This window comes from Propionibacterium acidifaciens DSM 21887 (genome assembly GCF_000426605.1).
In the GTDB taxonomy this organism is placed as follows: Bacteria; Actinomycetota; Actinomycetes; order Propionibacteriales; family Propionibacteriaceae; genus Propionibacterium; species Propionibacterium acidifaciens.
Genome location: NZ_AUFR01000008.1, coordinates 26,382 through 46,974 on the forward strand (window position 1 = coordinate 26,382; position 20,593 = coordinate 46,974).

A 20,593-nucleotide genomic window follows, 5' to 3' on the forward strand; every position below is an offset into this window, starting at 1 on the left:
GTACCCTGTGCGGCATGAGAATGATCCGCCCCGAGGGCCTCGGCGCCGTGACCGATGGCCTTCCCGACGAACCGCGCCTCGTCGCCCCGGGCGGCTTCTCGACTCCGCTGGAGCTGCTCGCCCTTCTCGACGCCCGGCTCGACCGCTGGGCCCTGTTCTGCGTCAACGCCCCGGCCGGCATCCCCTCGCACGAGGGCGTCACGCACGAGACGATCTTCCTCGGCCCGGCCATGCGCGCCTCGGGCCGATCCCGCTACTTCCCGATGCGGCTGTCCCTGTCGACGCGGCTGTTCCGCACCACCTGCCCGCCCGACGTGGTCGTCCTGCACACGACGGCCCCGCGCGGCGGCAGGGTCTCCATGGGCATCGAGGTGCAGGTCATGCTCGGCGCCCTCGAGGCCGTGCGCGCCCGCGACGGCATCGTCGTCGCGCAGGTGAACCCGCGGATGCCGTTCGTCCACGGCGACGGCGTCCTGAGCGTGGACGACATCGACTACGGCGTCGAGATCGACCACCCGATGATCACGATCCCCGAGCCCGTCCCGGACGAGGCCTCGCTGCGGCTCGGCGAGCTCATCGCCGCCCGCGTCGAGGACGGCTCGAGCATCCAGGCCGGCATCGGCGCGGTGCCCGACGCCGTGCTCGGCTGCCTGCACCCCCGGCGGGGGCTGCGCTTCTGGAGCGAGCTGGTCAGCGACGGCGCCATGCTCCTCGACCGCGCCGGGGCCCTCGACCCCGACGAGCCGCTCATCGGCACCTTCATGCTCGGCACCCAGGAGTTCTACGACTGGGCCGACGACAACCCGCGCGTCCGGCTGCGCCGCTGCGAGGTGACGAACGATCCCGCGATCATCTCGACCCTCCCGAAGGTGGTGAGCGTCAACACGGCCATGCAGGTCGACCTCTTCGCGCAGACGAACGCCACCCGCCGCGGCGACCGCATCTACTCGGGCACCGGCGGCTCGACGGACTTCCTCGTCGGCGCCCTGCACTCGCCCGGCGGTGAGGCGATCATCGCCCTCCGCAGCCGGCACCCGAAGGCGGGGGTCTCAACGGTCGTGCCGAAGATCGCCTCGCCGATCACCTCGCACCAGATGAGCGCCATCGCCACCGAGAACGGCATCGCCCAGGTCTTCGGCAACGACGAGGACGAGCAGGCCCGGCAGATCATCGAGCACGCCGCCCACCCGGACGCCCGCGACGAGCTGCGCGAGGCGGGCAGGGCGATGGGTCTGAAGGTCTGAGGGCGACGGCGGCGGTCAGGAGCGCTGCGGCGCCGAAGACCCCGCCCGCGGCGGCGGCGGCCGAGTGGAAGCCGGGAAGAAAGGCTCCGCCGGCGACCCCGGCGCCCAGGACCGCGACGCCGACGACGCTGCCGGTCTGGCGTGCGGCATTGACGACCCCTCCGGCGACGCCGACGTGCTCCGGCGGGGCGGACGCCACCGCCGCCGAGGTCGCGGCCGGCACCGCGAGGGCCGTCCCGAACCCGGCCGTGAAGGTCAGCGCCGCGACCACCGCGTAGGGGGTCTCCGCGGTGAGGAGTACGAGGCTGCTGAAGCCGGCAGCGCCGATCACCAGGCCGGCGAGCATGGTGGGGAACGCGCCCCACCGGGCGGCGCAGCGACCGCCCAGCGGTGACGCGACCACGGCACTGCACGCCTGGGGCGCCAACGCGAGGCCCGCCAGCCACGGCTCGTAGCCCAGGTACCGCTGGAAGAAGAGGGAGAGCACGAAGAGCTGCCCGAAGAAGCCGACGTTGAGCGCGAAACCCACCACCGCGGCCACGGAGAACCGGGCACGGGTGAACAGGGCGACCGGCAGCATCGGCTCCGGTCGCCGTCGCTCCACGACGGCGACCAGGGCGAGGAGGACGCCCCCGACGATCAGTGTGCAGACCTGCCGCGGCGACCACCCCCGTTCCCCGGCGGTGATGACCGCATGGGTGAGCGCCACCAGCGCGAGCACGGAGAGCAGCTGCCCGGGCGGGTCCGCACGCCTTCCGCGCCTGCCTGCGGGCGCGGGGACCGCCCGCAGGGTCAGGAGGCACCCGACGGCGATGACGGGGAGGTTGGCCCAGAACACCGCCCGCCAGCCGATCGTCGACACCAGCGCCCCGCCGAGGACGGGTCCGATCGCCGCGGCAGCGCCTCCCGCGCCGCCCCACAGCCCGATGGCGCGTGCCCGTTCCCCCGGATCGGCGGACACGACCGACAGCAGCGCCAGCGAGCCCGGAACGATCGCTGCCGCGCCGAGGCCCTGGACGGCGCGGCCGACGACGAGGAGGCCGCCCGTCGGGGCGAGTGCGCACACGGCCGAGAGCACGGCGAAGACCACGAGGCCGGCGAGGTGGACCCTGCGAGCACCGAGACGGTCGCATGCGGCCCCGGCGGTGAGGAGGAACGCGGCGAACGTGAGCGCGTAGGCGTCGACGACCCACTGCAGGGAGCCCACCGTCATGCCGAGGTCGGCGCCGATCCCCGCCAGGGCGACATTGACGATGGTCGTGTCGAGCATGACGACGAAGAACCCGAGGAGGATCGCGGCCAGTGCCGTGCGCCGGGCCGTCGTGGTCATGAGTGCGCCCCCGGCGGGGCCTCGGCCGTCCGCCCGCCCGGGCCCCGGCCCCGGGTTCGATACGGCCGGTCCGGCGATGTCGGCGGCACCGGGCCCGCCCGGGACCCGGTCACCGCGTCCCCGGTGGAGACGCCCGTCGTCGTGCCCGCGCAGCCGCCGGCGGCCCTCGTCCATTGCGCTCACTCCCCTCGTCCGCGGATGCCATGGATCCGGTGCGTCCAGGCTGCGCCCGTGACTGTTCGGTCGGCGCCGAACAGTCACGGGCGCACACTGGGGGCATGGGTGCGCGCGTGTTCCCCGAAGCGGTCCCGGATGTCTCGGCCGTCGCCTCGGCTCTGGCCGACCCGTCGCGGGCGGCGATGTGCGCCGCGCTCATGGACGGGCGGGCATGGACGGTCGGGGAGCTCGGCAGGTACGCGGGCCTGGCCCGGTCGACCGCCAGCGAGCACGTCGACGCGCTCACCGCCCACGGCCTCGTCCGCGAGCTCCGCCAGGGCCGTCACCGCTACATCCGCCTGGCCGGGGAGGACATCGCCCGTGTCATCGAGAGTCTCGGCGTCGTCGCCGGCTCGTCCCTGCCCACTCCCCGCAGCCTCAGCGCCTCACGCGCGAACGCGAACCTCCGAGCGGGCCGCACCTGCTATCGGCACCTCGCCGGTCGGCTCGGGGTGCGCCTGGCCGAACAGCTCGAGGACCGCGGGCTCATCGACCCCTGCTGGCGGGTCACCGGCCGGGGCCGTCGCCTCCTCGCCCGGTGGGGCGTGCCCGCCGAGATGCTCGACACGGGCGGCCCGTGCATGGACGCCACCGAACGCCGCTTCCACCTCGCCGGCCCCCTCGGCACCGGTGTCTGCACGGCCCTGCTGGACAGGGGATGGCTCTCCCGCACCGGCCGCACCCGGGCCGTGCGGCTCACCCCCGCCGGACGGGCGGCGCTCGACGACGCGGGCATCCGGCTCGACCGCCCGACGGCCGCCCCCGAGGATCCCGGTCGCCCTCCGGCCCGGACGTGACCCCGGGGGATCGTGCCCGGTGCCCAGCACCCGCGCCCCGGCCGGGACGACGAGCGGCGCCGCCTGTGCGGGGAGGAGCCCGGGACCGGGATCGTGGGATGCCCGCGCGCCCCGACCGCCACGCCGCCCCGTCCGTCACGGCACGGCTCTCGGACGTCCGATAATGGGGGACGCCCACGACCACGGGAGGAGGGCCCATGGACGACGTGCGGAGCGTCCGCGTCCTCGTGAGCGGCCTCGTCCAGGGCGTCGGCTTCCGCTGGTGCACGCTGCGGCAGGCCGACGCGCTGGGGCTGACCGGGTGGGTGCGCAACCTGCCCAGCGGCGACGTCGAGGTGTTCGCCCAGGGGTCGGCCGACGCGGTCGGGGAGCTCGTCGCATGGCTCCGCGAGGGCCCCGGTTTCTCACGGGTCACCGGGGTGCGGGTGCGCGAGGCGCCGCGGAGACCCGGACTGGGCGGGTTCACCGTGCGCTGACTTCGGCGGGCGAGGACGAGGAACCGGGCGGGCGCCGGCCGCCGGCACATCTGCCGCAGACCCCGTCGCACGCATGGGCCGGCCGCGTCATGGCCCTCGTCCACGACACACCAACCGTCCCTGGCCCCCGACTGCCGACGGGATCGCCGGAAGAACCCTGCAGCGCATCGGATCGGGCGGGCCGCGAAGCACGAGGGCACCGGGATCCCGTTCCGGGCGGAACGCCCCTTCCGCGGACCGTGCGCCTCGGCCCCTTCTCCCCAGGGATGCCCGCCGCCCCACCCGGAGGCCCGGGACGCCGGGTGGCACGAGGAAGCTCGTTCACAGCATGCGGCCGGGGCGTGACAAGGGGCACCGCCTCTGCATGGGGTCCGGGCGATCCACGAGGCATGGTGGATCGATCGCGGCTCCGACATCCTCCACGGCCACCCCGTCTGCCGGGCGCCGCCGACGAGGCTCTTCCGCGGCAGGACGGCCCATGCCATGGGCACAGCGAGCAGGGGGAGGAAGAACAGCCCGGGCACGAACGTCCGGGGAAGCGGTTCGACCTGGACGAGCGTGTTCACGTGGAACCAGGAGAGCGGGAGCCGTCTGTCGAGGACAGCCGACATCACCGGCGAGGAGGGGGAAGGCCACAAGGACGGGCAGCACCCCCGGGACCGTGGATCCGAGGACGACGATTCCCCGGACGGCGCGATCCGCGAAACCCATGACGCCTCAGAAGACGGTGCTCCTCCCGTCTGCCGATGATCGTGCAACCCAGGCATGCCCCGACGAGAAGTCCGGCCACAAGAATGCTCATCAGCGCGCCAGCCCACAGCAACGCCGTGACCTGATCACTCGACTGGACCACGAGCGTCGAGATCCCGCTCTCCGTCATCGCCTGCCGCACGGCGCCCTCGCCACCCAGCTCGTGCGCCGGGCTCTCGGCCGTGGGACCCGTCCCGTCAGGCCGAACCACGACTCCCGTCACCCGCCCGCCCAGGCCGGAGAGCTCCTGACCCGGCTCCTCGGGGACTCTCGCCTCTCCCGGCAGCGCCGAGGACATCGTGCCCACCAGCCGGACCCGGCAGGAACCGCCTGCGGCGCGAATCGTGAAGGAGTCCCCCGGGGCCGGATCGAGGTCGCGAGCGACCCCCGATTCGAGGACGGCATCGTTCTTCGCATCGACGTCGATGTCCCGGCCCTGCAGGATGCTCACCTCGTGCCAGTGGTTCGTGGGGTCGAAACCCTCCTGCGAGAAGAGTGTGCGAGTCCCCGCCGTCGCCCCCTGAACCACCGTCTTGACGCAAGGGGTCCGCTGCTGCCGCTGCACACCAATGATCACCCATCAGCGTCCCCGCCTCACCGGTGGTGACGGGTCTCCCGGAATCGACCATCACGTCCCACTCATGACGGGCCGCCGAGTCCGTGGACGTCGTCATCACAGTGGGGCAGGAGAGGAAGGAGGCGGCGGCGAGGCTGGATCCGGCCCCCACCGGCAGAACGGTGACGAGGGACACGAGCGGGGTGCGCAGAGGATCTCCTGCCGCGATGCGCGGCGGAGGCCACGGTGTTCCGGTGGCGAGTCGGCTGAACCGGCCCGGCCGATGACCATGATGAGGGCGAATCCGCGCCATGGCCTCCTCGGGCGACATCGTGAAGACGACTCGCAGCGCCAGCGCGGCTCCCCCTGCGAAGATCACGGCCGCCGAACCGACGGGGACGAGCAAGGGGTCCATCACGAGCTCGGCCCTCGGAAGACCGACGCTCCCGGTGAACGCGGAGCACCAGCCGGCCGACGGCCTGATCGTCGATCGTCGCCGGCGCGGGGACCACCGAGACGGCCAGATCCCTCCGCCCCTCGACACCGGTGCGCCCCTTCGCGATCGTGTCGGGTGACCGCCGAGTCCACACCCTCCGCGGCGGGGAGCGAGGCGAGGGCGTCGGGGGACGCCTCGTCGAAACGGAGCTCCACGTCGGGCGGCTCGCCCTCCTCGTACCAGCCGTTCCGGCCATGGGCGATGGTCCCGTCCCCATCGCCGGGCAGGCTCCGCAGGAGGACGCCGGCGCGACGGCTGCGACAGCGCGCAACAGCACCAGGCGCCCCGCCATCCCCCATGCGGAGCCGAGCGGGAACCTCGCCGAGGCCCACCGGGAACGTGGTGACCTGGTTCCGGATCCTTCTCGCTCCCTCACCACCTCGACATGCCCCGACGCGAGGCGCCGCCCGACGGAGGCGTGTCGTACGACCAGCGCATCATGCGTGGCCATGATGAGTGCGGTCCCGAAGGAGCGCTGCGGCTCGCGCATGAGATCCATGACCTGCTCCGCCGACCCCTCGTCGAGGGCACCGGCCGGCTCATCGGCGAGAAGAAGGCGCGGACGCTTCACCGGTGCGCGCCATGGCCACCCGCTGCTGCTCGCCCCGGGGAGCTGGTCGGGGAGCTTCTCGACGTACCCACCGATCCCGACGGCGTCGAGCATCGCGATCGACCGCCCGCGCCGTTCACGACGACCCACCCCGAGGGCCGTGGGCGAGATCCCCACGCTCTCCACGACGTTCAGCACGGGGGAGGATCGAAGTACTGGAAGACGAAGCCGATGCTCTCCGCCCGGGATCCCGCTCTCCGGGGCACGGGGAGTCCTCCGAGGCCCCGCCCGCAGACCGTGACGCCTCCCGAGTCGAATCCGTCGAGGGCGCCGAGCACGGTGAGAAGCGCCGACTCGCCGCTCCCCGGGACGCCGCGGAGGACCACCGCCTCCCCGGGTCCCGCCGAGCACGAGATCCCGTCGGGCACCGTCACCGACCCGTCGGCGACGGATGGCTCTTCGCCAGCCCCCTCGACTCGACCATCGCCTCCGATCCCGGACCGATCGGTCCGTGCTGCGCGCCCGCCCCCATCGGTCCCCTCGCTCCCGGACGCGTCACGGGATCGGCGGGAACGACCGCCCTCTCCCCGACCCGGAATCGGGCTCCCACGCCGTACCCGCCGTCCCCCTCACGATGGGGGTCCGGCCCCGTGGGGCGCACGACGGGTCATGGGCACCAACGATGCGTGACCGGACGCCCTCGTCGCAGGACACGAGCCCTGCCCCCATCATCCTCCCCGCAGGCCCGCTCTCAGTCCTCCTGCCGACCCCGGTTCGCCGCCCAGAAGCGCTCGGCCTCGTCGCTGCGGCCCTCGCGGTCGAGCCAGGTCGCGCCGAGCGCCGCGAAGTCCCTGCGCAGTGCGGCGTCCTCCATCCGGTCGGCCAGCCCCATGGCCGCGCCGATGTCGGCGAAGGCACCGCGCTCGTCGTGGACCGCCAGGCGGAGCCGGGCGCGCAGGTCGTGGACCGTGGCGGCGAACCTCTCGTTGCCGTGGGCGAGGATCCGCTCGGGCGCGTCGCCGAGCTCGGCCAGGGCCCGGTCGGCGGCGTGGTTGCTCCCCAGCAGGCGCACCCGGTCGATCGCGATGTCGAGCATCGTCATCTCGGGGTCGATGTTCGTCCGCTCGGCGAACTCGGGGTCGGTGAGCACCCGCTCGCACAGCGCCTGTCCGGCGGCGACCGCCTCGGCATGCACGGCGAGCCCGGCGTCCAAGCCGTCGGCGTCGGCGGCGGACCACATGCGGCGGCGCTGCAACGCCAGCAGCTCCATGGCGTCGCCGGCGGCGCGGGCCTGCTCGACGCCCTCCGTGTACGCCCGCAGCGCCTCGATCGCGTCGCGCTCGCTCAGCCCGTCGCCGACGATCTCGAGCAGCTCCGCCGCAGTGGCGGCCCTGCCGAGCTGGATCGCGTCGTCGGCGCCGCGCCGGGCCAGCGAGACGGACCGTTCGGTCTCCCCGAGGCCGAGGCACAGCCGGGCGCCCATGCCGGCGATCTGGGTGCGCGAGTCGAGCATGGCGTCGGTGCCCCATCCCACATAGGGGTCGTCGGGGATCTCCAGGTCGGCCAGGGCGTGCTCGGCCACCTCGATCGCCTCGACGTCCCGGCCCTGCTTGAGCAGGAGCGAGCACAGGAAGCCCCGCGCATGGGTGCTCGCCTTCGGATCGCCCACACGCTGGGCGCAGGCGAGAGCGCGCTGGTAGCGGCGCTCGGCCGTGAGCCGGTCGCCCAGGAACTGGTGGATGCGGCCGCTGTAGCGCAGGGCCTGCGCCAACTGGTCGAGGGCGCCGGCGCTCTCCAGACGCCCCACGGCGTCGTCCACGACGGCGGCCGCCTCCTCGGCGCGGTCCTGCCTCCACAGCGCCTCGGCGCGGTGGTCGGCGAGGCGGCGCTGGAGCTCCGGGAACTCCCCCGGCTGCAGCAGCGCGGCGGCGCGCTCGCACAGCGCCGACGCGACGTCGGGGTCGCCCGAGCAGCACATGAGCACGAGGCCGACCCAGCGGCTGCGGAGCTTCGGAGCGGACTCGGCCGTGACGCCGAGCGAGTCGAGCTCGTCGAGACGGGCCCGGCGCGACGCAGGGTCCTCGGGATCGAACACGGCGGTGCCGATGACGTTGAGGATCTCCTCGACGTCGCCGCTGGCCCGCACCTGCTCGGCGAGCGCGGCGGCACGCTCCTCGTCGTGGGTGATGGCGCTCGCGATCGCATGCTGGAGCGCCGCCGCGCCCACGGTGTCGCCGGCCTGCTCCAGCAGCCGGATGGCGATCTCGGTCGCCTCGAGGCGCTGGGACTCGTGCACCGCCCCGGCGAGGTGGAGCGAGTTCACCACGAGGCTCGCGACGCTCCGGAGCAGCTGCGGGTCGCCGCTCGACTCGGCCCGGGCGATCGCCTCGTCGCGGAGCGTGCGCCAGCGCGCCTCGAACGCCGCGGCGGCGTCGGAGCCGCCCCACCGCAGGATGCGGTCGAGCAGCCCCTCGAGGTCCTCCGGCCGCGCGGCGGCGATCTCGTCCGGACGCACCGCGCGCGGATGCGACGACAGGCCGTTGAGCGGCTCGGCACGGCGCGCATCGGGCGCCGTGCCCGTGGTCAGCGGCATCGGCGGCAGCGGGCCGGCATCGATGAAGTCCTCGCGCACCATGCGGCCCACGGAGTCGTTCCCGTTGCGGGCGTCGTAGGCGGCGGCGGTCTCGAGGGCGCGGGCGACCAGGTCGTCGTAGAGGCCCTGGTCGATGACGAGCTCGCTGCCGTCGTGGACGCGCAGCGCCTGCCCCGCCATCCCTTCGGCCAGGCAGGCGCCGACGAGCCGGGCGGCAGCGGCCCGCAGGAGCATCCCGGTCCGAGGGTTGTCGAACTCGCGCACCTGCTCCCAGCGGTGGGCCATCAGCTCCAGGCCACGGGCCAGGGCCCCGGTGCGCGCGCACAGCAGGACGTGCCTGTCCACGACGCCGGTCTTCCCGACGTCGTCGCGCGTCTGGCGCCAGGCGCGCAGGTGGTGCCCGGCGGCGTCGTCCATCCGGCCGAGCTCGGCGGCGCACAGGGCGGCCAGGCTCAGCGAGTGACAGGGCTCCTCCTCGCACGCGGACCCGCCCTGCAGCACGGGGGCGAGGAGTTCGAGGGCGCGCTCGTACCGGCCCCGGTCGTACCAGTGCTCGGCCCGGGCCCGGGCCGAGCAGGCCGGGCAGTCGCTCATCTCGCAGCGGGGCAGGGCGGTCCAGGCGTCGAACTCGGCCTCGGCGGCGGCTTCGCCGCGGGTGGCCGAGACGAACTCGTAGCGGCACTTGGCGACCGGTTCCGGGCCGATCCCGGCCGCCGTGTAGCGCCGCTGCATGTCGGCCAGCAGCGCCTCGACCTGGGCGAGGGGGATCTGCGGGTAGTCGGGGGCGTTGTCGACGATCCACTTGTTGCACCACAGGATGGCGTGGCGGTACTCGTCGGTGAGGGCCGGTGAGTCCGCGTCGTAGCGCTGCACGAGCCAGGCGAAGGGGACGAAGGACTCCGAGGGGCGCCCGCCGAGGGTGAGTGCCGTGACGAGCGCCAGGCGCACGGCGATGCCGAGCCGCTCGTCGCCGAGCTCGTCGGCCAGCCCCACGGCCTGCTCGAGCGGCCCGATCCGTTCGGCGTAGGGGCGTCCGATCATCGTGTCGTGCAGCCGGATGATCCGTTCGCGGATGTCCTCGTCGCTCATGCCGCTCCCCCTCCCGCCGGACTCCCGGACGGATCGTTCCACGGACCCGGGTCGTCCCGGTGGTCCTCGTCCCAGCGCACGGCCTCCTCGTGGCGCCCGTGCTCCTCGAGCCAGTCGCGGCCCTCCGCCAGCAGCCGCCGGTGCTCCCGCTCGTCGCCCCGCCCGCGGGCCAGGTCCTCCAGCTGCTCCGAGGCCCTGTGCATGAGCCTGGTCACCTCCACCGTCATGCCCATCGAACACTGGCGGTCGGCCTCGGCGCGCAGGATGGCGACGGCCTGCGCGCCCTGGCCGGTCTGCCGGGCCGGGTCCGCCCGGCGCCGGGCCCGGGCGGCGCGCAGCGCGGGGAACTCGTCGTCGAGCAGACAGGCGTCCACGGGATCGGGGAGGTCGAGGATGCCGTCGAAGGCCGCTCCGAGGCCGAGGACCGCGCGGCCCATCCGCATACGGGTCATCGGCTCGCTCATCACGTCGATGCCCAGGGCCCGCAGCTCGGCCAGCCGGGCGCGCGCAGCGTCCGGGTCGCCGCCGTCGATCCGGGTGCGGGAGAGCGCGGTGACGAGGACGCGGGCCCCGCCGCAGGCGCGGGTCCGGTCGAGCAGCATGTCGCCGCGCACGGCGTCCCCGTCGAGCCCGACCGCGAGCAGGTGCTCCAGGTCGAGCGCGCGGGCGGTGTCACCGGCCCGGGTGAACAGGTCGACCACGGTCTCGATGCGCTCCGGGTCGCGGGCGTCGGTGACGCCGAAATCGGCGATCCCGGTGTCCATCTCCAGGCAGGCCGGCGCATGGGGCGGCTCGCGGTCTCCCGTGGCCCCGGCCCACTCGATCGCTCCGGCGCGCAGCTCCTCCCAGCGCGTCACGATCGCCTGCTGCGCCTGCCAGCCACCCCAGCGGGTCGCGTCGACGAACAGCTCGGCGAGACGGCGGGCGCCGGCGCGGGCCACCGCCTCGGGGGCGAAGGGATGACGGGACAGGCCGCTCGCCGGTCCCGCCTCGTGGTCACCGGTCATCGTCGCCCTCCAGGGCGCGTTCGAGCAGGGCGAGGAAGGAGTGGTCGACGGCCGCCAGGTCGGCCGCGCGCAGCCGGTGCCCAGCGGCCAGCAGGGCGCGGGCGTAGAGCGACTCGGCGGCCGGGGAGACGAGCTCGTCGTCGCCGAGGGCGAGCATCCTGCGCACGAGGGGGTTGTCGTCGTTGAGCAGCAGGCGGGGTCTGACCGGCGTCGGACGCATCGTCGCGAGCAGGGCCGCCCAGGTCTCGTCGGCGCCGGCGGCGACCTCGTCGGAGGCGGCCGCGGCGCGGGCCCGCCCGTCCTCCAGGTGGAGGGCCGGCATCGAGGACGGCGCGAAGGCCCGCAGCTCCACGTCGACGTCGAGCCGCCCCAGGGCCCGGCGGGCGCGCTCCAGCGCGGGCCGGGCGGCGCGCAGCCGTTCCTCCGGCACGGCGCGGATGTGCGCGTCGAGGTCGCGCGGCGACAGGGGTTCGGCCCGCAGCCCGGGCAGCACCCGTGGGGCGCGCAGGGCCAGCTCGGCGTCGTAGACGTAGCCGCCGTTGAGCACGTCGATGCCCTGGGCGGCGCCGACCGCGGCCATCTGACGGTAGTCGTCGACGGTGCGCGCCACGCGGATGACGTCGGTGCGCTCGGCGAGCTCGGGCAGGGTCGCCTCGCCGGTGTTCGTCTCGAAGCGCAGCACCGGCAGCAGGGTCTCGAAGAGCTCGTCGTCACCGAGCGCCATCGACTTGGCGGCGACCGAGTGCACGGCGAGGAAGCGGTTGATCCGGGCCGGGTCGGTGGCGGCCAGGCGCAGGATCCAGCGGCGGATCTGCCCGCCGAGGCTCGTGCGGACCGTCTCGTGGAGCTCGTCCTCGCGGAGCCCCTCGCGGCTGGCCGTCGGCGTCAGCCGGGTGGCGTCGACGACGGCCCGGGCGAAGAAGGCCCAGTCGGGCAGCAGACCGGGAACGTTCTCGGACAGGAGCATGCCGTGCAGGTGGACGCGGTGGCCGCCGCGCGAGCCGGCCTGCGCCTGCTGGTCGAGGATGACGACGACGCCGTCGAGACCGGCCTCGGGGACGGCCACCGGCAGCACGGCGAGGGGCTCGACGCCCAGCTCCTCGCGGGCGAGGCGCTCGCACTCGCGACGTCGGGCGCGGCCCGCCAGCCGCCACGGCGGCGTCGTCGGGGCGATGGTCACCGGGGTCGCGTCGGGGCGGGCGCTCACGACGCGGTACGGCAGGTAGGAGCCGAAGGTCCTCGCCAGCCGGGTGACGCGCTCGGAGGTGAGCCAGTGGGCGGTGGCGGCCGTCGGGCGCAGCGAGACGCACGTGCCGGGGCCGGCGGCGAGCCAGGCGGTGCGCTCGTCGTCGAGGCCGGACGCCGGGACCGTCTCGTGGGTGCCGTCCTCGTGGCCGATCCAGCGGATCGCCGGCCCGTCGCCCTTGCGGGTGAGCACCTCGATGCGGTCGGTGACGACGAAGCAGCTCAGCAGGCCGATGCCGAAACGGCCGAGCATCGTCTCGTCGTGGCCGCGCTTCGACGAGCCGCCGATGGTGGCGAGGAAGGCGCGCACGTCGTCGGCGTCCAGCCCGACGCCCGAGTCGAGGCAGTGCATGCGCCCGTCGGAGGCGGCGTCCGAGCCGATGAGCTCGATGCCGGGGCGCCGGTCGCCGGGGCGGGGATCGGATGCGGTGAGCGCGTCGACGCCGTTCTGCAGGAGCTCGCGCACGAAGACGCGCGGGCTCGAGTAGAGGTTGTGGCCGAGCAGGCCGACCAGGCCGCGCAGGTCGACCCGGAAGGCGTCGTCGCTCTGGGTGTCGTTGCTGGGCACGTGGGCAAGCCTAGGCCCTGCCCCGCCCGGCGCGCCGGACGGCCGCGGAAGGGCCCGGAGGGGTCGGGGCCCTCGTACGCCCGCGGGGCGAGCCGCGTCCGGGCTCGTCAGGGCCCTCATCGTGCGGGGCGGGCGGCCCGCGCGACGGCCTCCGCGCCCCGGCGCGTGCGGGGCGGCGCCACGCCGGTGCGGGGCCCCGTCAGGGGGTCCCCGAGCGCCCCGGCCCGCGGATCGCCCCTGCCGCCGAACCGGCCCTATAGCCTGGGGGGGTGAGTTTGAAAGAGAACGCTCACGCCCCTGGCTTCGGCGATCAGGCTGCGGGCGGGCAGAGCACCGAGGCGAACCGGCGCGACGACCTCCTGGGACGACTGGAGCCGTTGGGCGTGAGCGGCAGCTACGTCAACGCCGCGGGCGCCGTCGTCGAGGTCCCCACGAGCACGCTCGAGCTCGTCGACGACCACTTCCGCGACGAGCCGCCCCCCGGCATCGGCGCCCCGCTCGTCTGCACGCCGGGCCGCCACCATCCCGAGCTCTTCGGCGATCTCGTCCTCGAGGGCGGCCACCACTACCGGGCCCACGGCGTCGTCGACGTTCCCGGCTACCACGTCCTGCACACCGATGACGGTCTGCGCCGCTTCGTCATCGCCGCGCCCGAGAGCCTGCGCTCCCCCGACCGCAGCTGGGGCTGGCAGCTGCAGCTGTACGCCGCCCGCTCGCAGGACTCGTGGGGCATCGGCGACTTCCGCGACCTGGGACGCATCTGCCGCATCGCCCATTCCCAGCACGCCGGCTGCGTCCAGGTCTCCCCGGTGCACGCCATCGCCCCGGTGAGCCATCCGCAGGACTCCCCGTACTCCCCGGCGAGCCGCCAGTTCCTCAACCTTCTCCACGTCGCGCCCGGCGAGGCCCCCGGCGCCGAGCGCGTCGACCTGTCCGATCTGTCGGCGGCCGGGCGGGCCCTCAACGCGGAGCGCCTCATCGACCGCTCCGCCGTGTGGGCCCTCAAGAAGGAGGCGCTGTGGCGCGTCTGGGGCGCCGTGCGGGACGAGGAGAACATCGAGTACACCGACTACCGCCAGCGCCGCGGCAGGGCCCTGCGCGACTTCGCCGTGTGGTGCGCCATCGCCGACGAGCTCGACAGCTCCGACTGGCAGGAGTGGCCCGCCGAGCTGCACCGCCCGGGCTCGGAGGCGGTGCGCCGCTGGGCCGGGGCGCACGCCGACAAGGTCTCCTTCTACGCGTGGTGCCAGTGGGTCGCCGACGTCCAGTACGCCGAGGCCTGCACCTGCGGCGTCGACGTCATCGCCGACCTGGCGGTCGGCTTCGACCAGGGCAGCGAGGACGCCTGGGCCTTCCAGGACTCGTTGTGCTTCGACTTCGAGATCGGCTGCCCGCCCGACACCCACAACATCGAGGGCCAGCGCTGGGGGCTGCCGCCGTTCAACCCGCAGGCGCTCGTCCTCCACGACTTCGGACCGTTCATCGAGATGGTCCACGAGGGGCTGCGCCACGCCAAGGCGCTGCGCATCGACCACGTCATGCAGTTGTGGCGCCTGTACTGGGTGCCGAAGGACGGCACCGCCGCGGAGGGCGTCTACGTCACCTACCCGGTGCACGCGCTGCTGGCCGTCCTCCGTCTGGAGGCCATGCGCGCCGGCGCCTGGATCGTCGGCGAGGACATGGGCACCGTCCCTGCCGGGGTGCGCGAGTCCATGACCGACATCGGCATGCTCGCCAACCGCTCGGCCATGCGCGTCGACACCGACGACTTCCCCGAGCTGGCCATCGGCACCTCGTCGACCCACGACCAGGTGACGGTCGCCGGGCTCATCACCGGCTCGGACGTCGAGGACCTGCGGCGCATCGGCAAGAGCGCCGACTGGGACCAGATCGAGCGCACCCGCCGCGAGCTCGCCGTCGACGCCGGCGTCGATCCCGGCAAGCCCGGCCGCCGGATCGGCGAGCAGGAGATCCACGACGCCATCATGGCGCGCTACCGCCGTCTCGGCTCGGCCCCGAGCAGGGTCGTCCTCGCGGTGCTCGACGACGCCGCCATGGTGCGGGGCCGGCCCAACATGCCCGGCACGGTCGGCGTCTACCCCAACTGGCGGCTGGCCCTGCCCGAGCCGGTGGGCCGCACGATGCGCAGCCCGATGGCGCGTGACCTCGTGCAGCTGCTCAGCGAGAACCGCTGAGGCGCCACGGCCCCGTCCCGCGGCTGGCTGCCACGACCGATGTCCGCCGGTCACGGGCTCGTGGTGGCTCCGGGGGAAACACCCGATGTCGTGCCGACGACAGGCGGGTGTCCCGGGCAGGAACTGCCCGGGACACCCGCTCATCCGGCCGGTTGGACGACCACCGGAGGATTCATGGCGTGCGGACGGTGGCCTCACCGGGGTGGGCGGCGATCACCCGCGCCTTGTCCGTGGCGGCCAGGAGCTCGGGCGCCAGCTGATGATCGACGGACAGCGCGAAGCCGACCCTTCCGCCCTGCTGCCCCACCAGGTCGATCAGCCGTTCGAGCACTTCCTCACGTCCCCCGATCAGGTCGACCCGCTCAGGGGCCGCCGTCGTGAACAAGTCGACCTCGAGGTCCTCGTCGAAGTGGATGAGAAGACTCGCCACGAGCCGGTCGACGTCGTGACTGCCCAGAACCACCCAGGAATCCGGCGATATCGCCGAGGCCACCTTGGCGACGATCTCCTCATGGCCCCAGCCGAGTCGCCATTGCAGTCCCAGCTGACCGCTTGCCGGCCCGGGATGCACCACGATACCCTCAGGATCGTCGTCGAGGGCGGCAAACATGGTCGTCACGAAATCGTCCAGATCGGCGTCGATCGTCCATGCCCCTTGGACCCGGGCGAAGTAGTCATCGACGGCATCGCGTTCCATGACCATGACGAATTCGACCCGCTCGTTGAACTCGGCGAACAGTTCCACGGCCGTCCGCCTGGGATCGGTGATCGAGGTCGGGGCATCGGCGAGGGGTTCCCCGTCGGAGAAACGCGCCTTCTGGACTCGGCCATGGTCGTGGATGATGACCAACCGGGGAGCAGCCTTCCCGGAATGCAGGATGAGGTCCTGGGCGGCGCGCCATTGATCGACGTCGATGTCAAGCATCTGCGCATTCGCGTGCAACATTGATGGTTCCTTTCAGTCCAGGGCGATGCGGAAGGCGTGGACGGTGTAGGGCAGGAGTTCGCACATGAGGGGTTCCGTGCTGGACAGCTGTTCGCCCGACCACGCATCCTGGCATGCCACGATGGGGGTCTCGGCCGTGACCGTAGCGGTCTGCGGCTCGTCCGTGGGGTTCGCGATGAAGACGACGACATCCTTCGGGTTCGCCGAATTCAGATGGATCGTCGAGCGCAGCAGCTGGTTGTCGACCGTCACCGGGGTTTCCCCGAGACCGGCCAGGACCCGGCCCAGTACAGCCGCCATGTCGCCGGGCGACGCGACGACGTGAACGCTCCCCTCGCCGAGCTCCGCCGATCCCGCCGAATTGCCGCCCAGGGCGTCGGAAAGGATCGTGCACGGCTCCATGTCGGCACCGAGAGTCGGGACCGTGGGCCCGATGATCAGCGTCCCGCCCTGACGAACGTAATCGACAAGGGTCCGCTGGGTCTGCGCGGAGAGGAACTCGAAGGTGGTGAGGACAACGATCCTGCGCTGCGCGAGCAGCTCGAGATCTGCCTCCGTGTCGCTGATGACGAAGCCGGCACGTGACCGCTCCAAGTTCTCGTACCAGGCCCCGAACCAGTCGCGCTTCGCCAGCTGGACGGGCTGCTGGAATCCGATGTCGCTCTCATCGACGGTGAGGATGTTCGGGTACTCGCTGAACGTGCTGGGGGTCTCCAGGAAATCGCCCGGGAACGACACGAGCACGCTGGCAGCCTCCAGCCTGTCATAGTCACGATTCGCCAGCAGGGCGACCGGGGCGAGAAGATCCATGTGCTGCCAGTCGAGGCGGTCGAGCATTCTGTTGGCCTGCCCGAAGACGTGGGCCTTGTCCTCCCGCACGGTGCCATCACGACGGATCGGGGAGTCGAGCCACCTGTCGCGTTCGACGAGCATGTACCTGCTGAACCCCTTGATGCCATGCATCAGTGCAGCCTTGGTGACGAATTCCTCATCACGCAGGTCCCCGGGGTTCAGGTACCAGGCCCAGACACCTGCGATGAACTCCGGGATGTACGGATACCGGCTCGACCCGGACACATAGCTCGTGACCGTCCTCACGTGCTGGAAGAGTTCCTTGCGGGAATAGACATCGAAGCCGACGAAATCGACAACCCGCTCCAAGGCGATGAGATTGAACGGCGTCGTGAAGTTGGACGAGGCACCGCCCGGCCCGAGCGGATGCGGGTAGTTGTGGAAGAGCGGAATCGAGGCCAGGCCACGCTCACGGAGCATGTCGGCGAGCCGAGCAATCGAGTCGACCAGATAGTTCTCCCGGTACTGCGCCCAGTCCAAGTAGACCGGCAGGTCGCCGGGCTGCCGTGCGCAGAACTTGCGCGGCGGATCCACGTCTTCCAGGGCGTCGTACCGGGTACGGTGGGCCTTGGAGATCCCGGCCAGGGAACCGTACTTCTCGGCGAGGAACGCGCGATACTTCTCGATCGAGGCCTCGGAGTAGTCCGACGAATAGTAGTTGAGTCCGAAGAAATAGGCCATCTCGTTGTCGACCTGGCAGGCGACGAGCCCGCCCTTCGGGTAGGCGTGCCGTGCTAGGATGGGGCAGATCGCGTCATACCACAACGCGGTCTCCTCGAAGAACTTGTCAGCGGCGTAGCTCAGGGCCGGGATCGGGCGGGGCGCCTGGGTGAGGACCACTCGCGTACCGCGTGCATTGCGGGCGTGCAGCGACTCATCGGCGAGGATACGCTGCGGGTACCCGAATCCGGTGAGTTCGGAATTGATCTGCGGCCCCGGCCGCACGACGATACGAAGGCCTTTCTCCTCACAAAGGCTCAGGAAGGCATCGATGTCGTTCGCGGGGTTGATCTCACCGAAATCAAACCTGCCGCGCTCCAGCTCATGGACCTCCCACGGGATGTAGATGGAGATCATGCGATAACCCATGGCCACGACGGCGTCGAGGATCCCTGACCACTTCTCCCGATCAAGCCGCCAGTAGTGGACGGCACCGCCGTAGAGCGCCCCGGGCTCACCCTCGATCAGGAATCTCTGGTTCGCCACCTCGAGCTGAGGCGTCTTTTCCAATGGAACGGTTCCCATGTTATTTCCTTTCACTTCTCTTATTTCTTGCTGCCCAGTGCCACGGCAAGGATGATGATGACCCCTCGGACGACCTGCTGCTGCGGGGAACTGAGACCTGCCAGAATCAGCCCGTTGTTGATGAGTCCCATGAAGAGTGCGCCGAACACGGTCCCGAGGACGGAGCCACGGCCACCCGCCAGGGCCGTGCCGCCAAGAATGACGGCCGCGATGGCGTTCATCTCGTCGCCTTGGCCCCACTGGTACCGTCCGGATTGCAGCCGCCCGGCGTACAGCATTCCGCCGAGCGCAGCGACGACCGCGGAGATCAGCATGACCAGGAATTTCGTTCGGACAACGCTGATCCCGGTGTAGATCGAAGCAGTCGGATTGGCGCCGACCGAGACGACATGACGCCCGAAGCGGGTCTTCTTGAGAACAAATGCGCCGCAGCCCGCCACGATGAGGAACCAGATCACCAGGCCCGGCAACGGTCCGATGTCACCGGAGCCAAAGGCCATGTTGTAGCCCTGCTTCAGGATGGGCTGGGGCGCAGAATCAGTGACCCATTGGGCCAGGCCGAACGCGATCCCCATCATTGCCAGGGTCACCAGGAATGACGGGATCTTCACGAAGGCCACCAGACTTCCGTTGATGAGACCGATGAGCATCCCGACCATGAGCCCCACGACGATTCCGGCAAGAATGCCCCAGTGGGAGATCGCCATGGCCGTGACCACGGAAACGAGTCCGGCCACCGAGCCGACCGAAAGATCGATTTCGGCATCGGCGATGACGAAAGTCATCCCCACCGCGATCACGCCCACGATGGCGCTCTGCCGGAGGATGTTCATGAGGTTTCCGCTGGTGAGAAAGCCCCGATCGTCAAGCACGACTGCGAACAGGACGAAAGTGACGGCGAACGCCAGGTATATGATGTACTGCCCAAGGTTCACCCGGCTCAACAGGCCCTTGGCCCGGGAATGTGTCCCCCCGATTGATGATTCGGTCATTGCTCAACTCCTTGTACCCACATCTCCAACGTGGTTTCGTCCGGCACCGCATCCGCCGGAAGACTGCGGATGATGGAGCCACCTCGCATGATGAGATACCGATCACTCATGGCGATGAGTTCTTGATACTCACTCGAAACAACAAGGACTGCACCGCCGTCTCGAGCAAACTCCCTCACCTGTCTGACAATTTCTGATTTCGTTCCGATGTCCACCCCTGCGGTCGGCTCGTCCATGAGCAGCAGTCGGGGGCCGACCCCCAGCCACTTGCCGATCACCACTTTCTGCTGGTTGCCGCCCGACAGCACCTCGACGGGCAGGTTCGGGCCTGCGCCCCTGATGCCGTAGGAACCAATCAGCTGAACTGCGCGATCCCGTTCGGCGGCCGCGGAGAGCAGACCGCCGCGCAGCACCGCCGAGAGATCCGGAAGAACGAGGTTCTCCTGGACGGAGTGCTTGAGTATGAGTCCTTGACGGCGCCGATCCTCCGGAATCAGCACGACGCCTGCCGCGATGGCGTCCCTCGGACTCTTCGGCGACATGGGTCGACCGTCGAGGACGACACTGCCCATGGTTATCCGATTGATTCCGAACAAGGCCTCAAGGAGCTCGGTCCGGCCGGATCCCATGAGTCCTGCCACCCCTATGACCTCACCGGCGTGCACCTCGAAGGAGACATCGTGCAGCTTGCGCTGCGCACTCACGCCGGTGACTTGCAGCAGCACGCCCCCGCACTGCCCCGTGGAACCAGCAGCAGTGAGGGCCACGGCCTTCCCCGCTATCCCCCGAACGATCTCTTCCTGGGTGGTCTCGGAGATCGGCCTGGTGAGCAGATTCGATCCATTCCGGAGAATCGTTATCCTGTCCGCTATCTCGTAGATCTCCTCCATGCGGTGGGATATGTAGATGATGCCGATGCCCTGCTCCCGAAGGTTCCGCAGCAGCTCAAAAAGCCGATCCGCCTCCTTCCTGGCCAATGACGCGGTGGGCTCGTCCATGATGAGCACTCGGGCTCTCCCCCGCAAGGCCTTGGCAATTTCGGTGAGCTGCCAATAGGCCGTGCCCAGGGACGCCAGCTCGGCACACGGATCCAGGTCGACCTGCATCCGCTCCAATATCTCCCGGGCGCCGGCAACCATCTCAGCATCCCGGATGAGCATTGCCGAGCGCGGCTCATCATTGAGGTAGATGTTCTGCGCGACCGTCAGCGTGGGGACCAGGGAGAACTCTTGGAAGACCATCCCGATACCCTGACGCCGCGCATCGGCGTACGTGTTCAGCTGGGCCGGCCTCCCCTGGATCTCAATCGTTCCGGCATCTTTCTGGTAGACGCCCTGGAGGATCTTCATGAGAGTTGACTTGCCGGCCCCATTCCCTCCCGCCAGCGCGTGTATCTCCCCTGCCCTCACTTCGAAGCCGACATCGTTGAGGACCTGCACGCCGTTG

Annotated in this window: 13 protein-coding genes; 4 read left to right on the plus strand and 9 right to left on the minus strand. The window is 71.4% G+C overall.

Annotated features, from left to right (window positions below):
- Nucleotides 1-20: 20 nt before the first annotated feature.
- Nucleotides 21-1,244, plus strand: a complete 1,224-nt coding sequence (locus tag K336_RS0104145) for an acetyl-CoA hydrolase/transferase family protein (RefSeq protein ID WP_021798089.1) — start codon at nt 21-23, stop codon at nt 1,242-1,244.
- Here K336_RS0104145 and K336_RS14300 read toward each other — a convergent pair.
- The gene (locus K336_RS14300; RefSeq protein WP_051245399.1) at nt 1,168-2,574 is read right to left on the minus strand and encodes an MFS transporter; all 1,407 of its coding nucleotides are present in this window, start codon (nt 2,572-2,574) and stop codon (nt 1,168-1,170) included. The genes K336_RS0104145 and K336_RS14300 overlap by 77 nt on opposite strands.
- A 278-nt stretch (nt 2,575-2,852) precedes the next feature.
- On the opposite strand from K336_RS14300, the gene K336_RS14305 reads away from it, so the two are divergent.
- Both K336_RS14305 and K336_RS0104160 read left to right on the plus strand, forming a co-directional pair.
- Nucleotides 2,853-3,587 carry an ArsR/SmtB family transcription factor gene (locus tag K336_RS14305; protein WP_051245386.1) on the plus strand — a complete coding sequence of 245 codons (735 nt, stop codon included), beginning with the start codon at nt 2,853-2,855 and terminating at the stop codon, nt 3,585-3,587.
- Between the two features lie 197 nt (nt 3,588-3,784).
- The gene (locus K336_RS0104160) at nt 3,785-4,063 is read left to right on the plus strand and encodes an acylphosphatase (protein ID WP_021798097.1); all 279 of its coding nucleotides are present in this window, start codon (nt 3,785-3,787) and stop codon (nt 4,061-4,063) included.
- Between the two features lie 610 nt (nt 4,064-4,673).
- Here K336_RS0104160 and K336_RS18425 read toward each other — a convergent pair.
- From K336_RS18425 to K336_RS0104190, 4 genes are all read right to left on the minus strand, one after another.
- Nucleotides 4,674-5,264: an ABC transporter permease family protein gene (locus tag K336_RS18425; protein WP_155944979.1), complete on the minus strand. Its 591-nt coding sequence runs from the start codon at nt 5,262-5,264 to the stop codon at nt 4,674-4,676.
- Between the two features lie 1,902 nt (nt 5,265-7,166).
- Entirely contained in the window at nt 7,167-10,097 is a 2,931-nt protein-coding gene (locus K336_RS0104180) for an ATP-binding protein (RefSeq protein ID WP_021798084.1), read from the minus strand.
- The gene (locus K336_RS0104185) at nt 10,094-11,104 is read right to left on the minus strand and encodes a hypothetical protein (RefSeq protein WP_028706367.1); all 1,011 of its coding nucleotides are present in this window, start codon (nt 11,102-11,104) and stop codon (nt 10,094-10,096) included. Before K336_RS0104185 ends, K336_RS0104180 begins: the two co-directional genes overlap by 4 nt.
- Complete coding sequence (locus K336_RS0104190; protein ID WP_028706368.1) at nt 11,094-12,917, minus strand: HSP90 family protein; 1,824 nt, start codon at nt 12,915-12,917, stop codon at nt 11,094-11,096. The genes K336_RS0104185 and K336_RS0104190 overlap by 11 nt, the downstream gene beginning before the upstream one ends.
- A 269-nt stretch (nt 12,918-13,186) precedes the next feature.
- Between K336_RS0104190 and malQ the strand changes: the two genes are divergently transcribed.
- Entirely contained in the window at nt 13,187-15,112 is a 1,926-nt protein-coding gene (malQ, locus tag K336_RS14315; RefSeq protein ID WP_081660567.1) for a 4-alpha-glucanotransferase, read from the plus strand.
- A 172-nt stretch (nt 15,113-15,284) separates the two neighbouring features.
- Here the strand turns inward: malQ and K336_RS0104200 are convergent, their stop codons facing one another.
- The 4 genes from K336_RS0104200 to K336_RS0104215 are packed head-to-tail and all read right to left on the minus strand — an operon-like array spanning nt 15,285 to nt 20,586.
- A complete protein-coding gene (locus K336_RS0104200; RefSeq protein WP_028706369.1) occupies nt 15,285-16,058 on the minus strand; it encodes a hypothetical protein in 774 nt (257 codons plus the stop codon).
- A 12-nt stretch (nt 16,059-16,070) separates the two neighbouring features.
- Nucleotides 16,071-18,155, minus strand: a complete 2,085-nt coding sequence (locus K336_RS0104205) for a beta-galactosidase (protein ID WP_051245387.1) — start codon at nt 18,153-18,155, stop codon at nt 16,071-16,073.
- A 20-nt stretch (nt 18,156-18,175) separates the two neighbouring features.
- Nucleotides 18,176-19,147: an ABC transporter permease gene (locus K336_RS0104210; protein WP_021798107.1), complete on the minus strand. Its 972-nt coding sequence runs from the start codon at nt 19,145-19,147 to the stop codon at nt 18,176-18,178.
- Complete coding sequence (locus K336_RS0104215; protein WP_226906056.1) at nt 19,144-20,586, minus strand: sugar ABC transporter ATP-binding protein; 1,443 nt, start codon at nt 20,584-20,586, stop codon at nt 19,144-19,146. The genes K336_RS0104210 and K336_RS0104215 overlap by 4 nt, the downstream gene beginning before the upstream one ends.
- Nucleotides 20,587-20,593 lie beyond the last annotated feature (7 nt).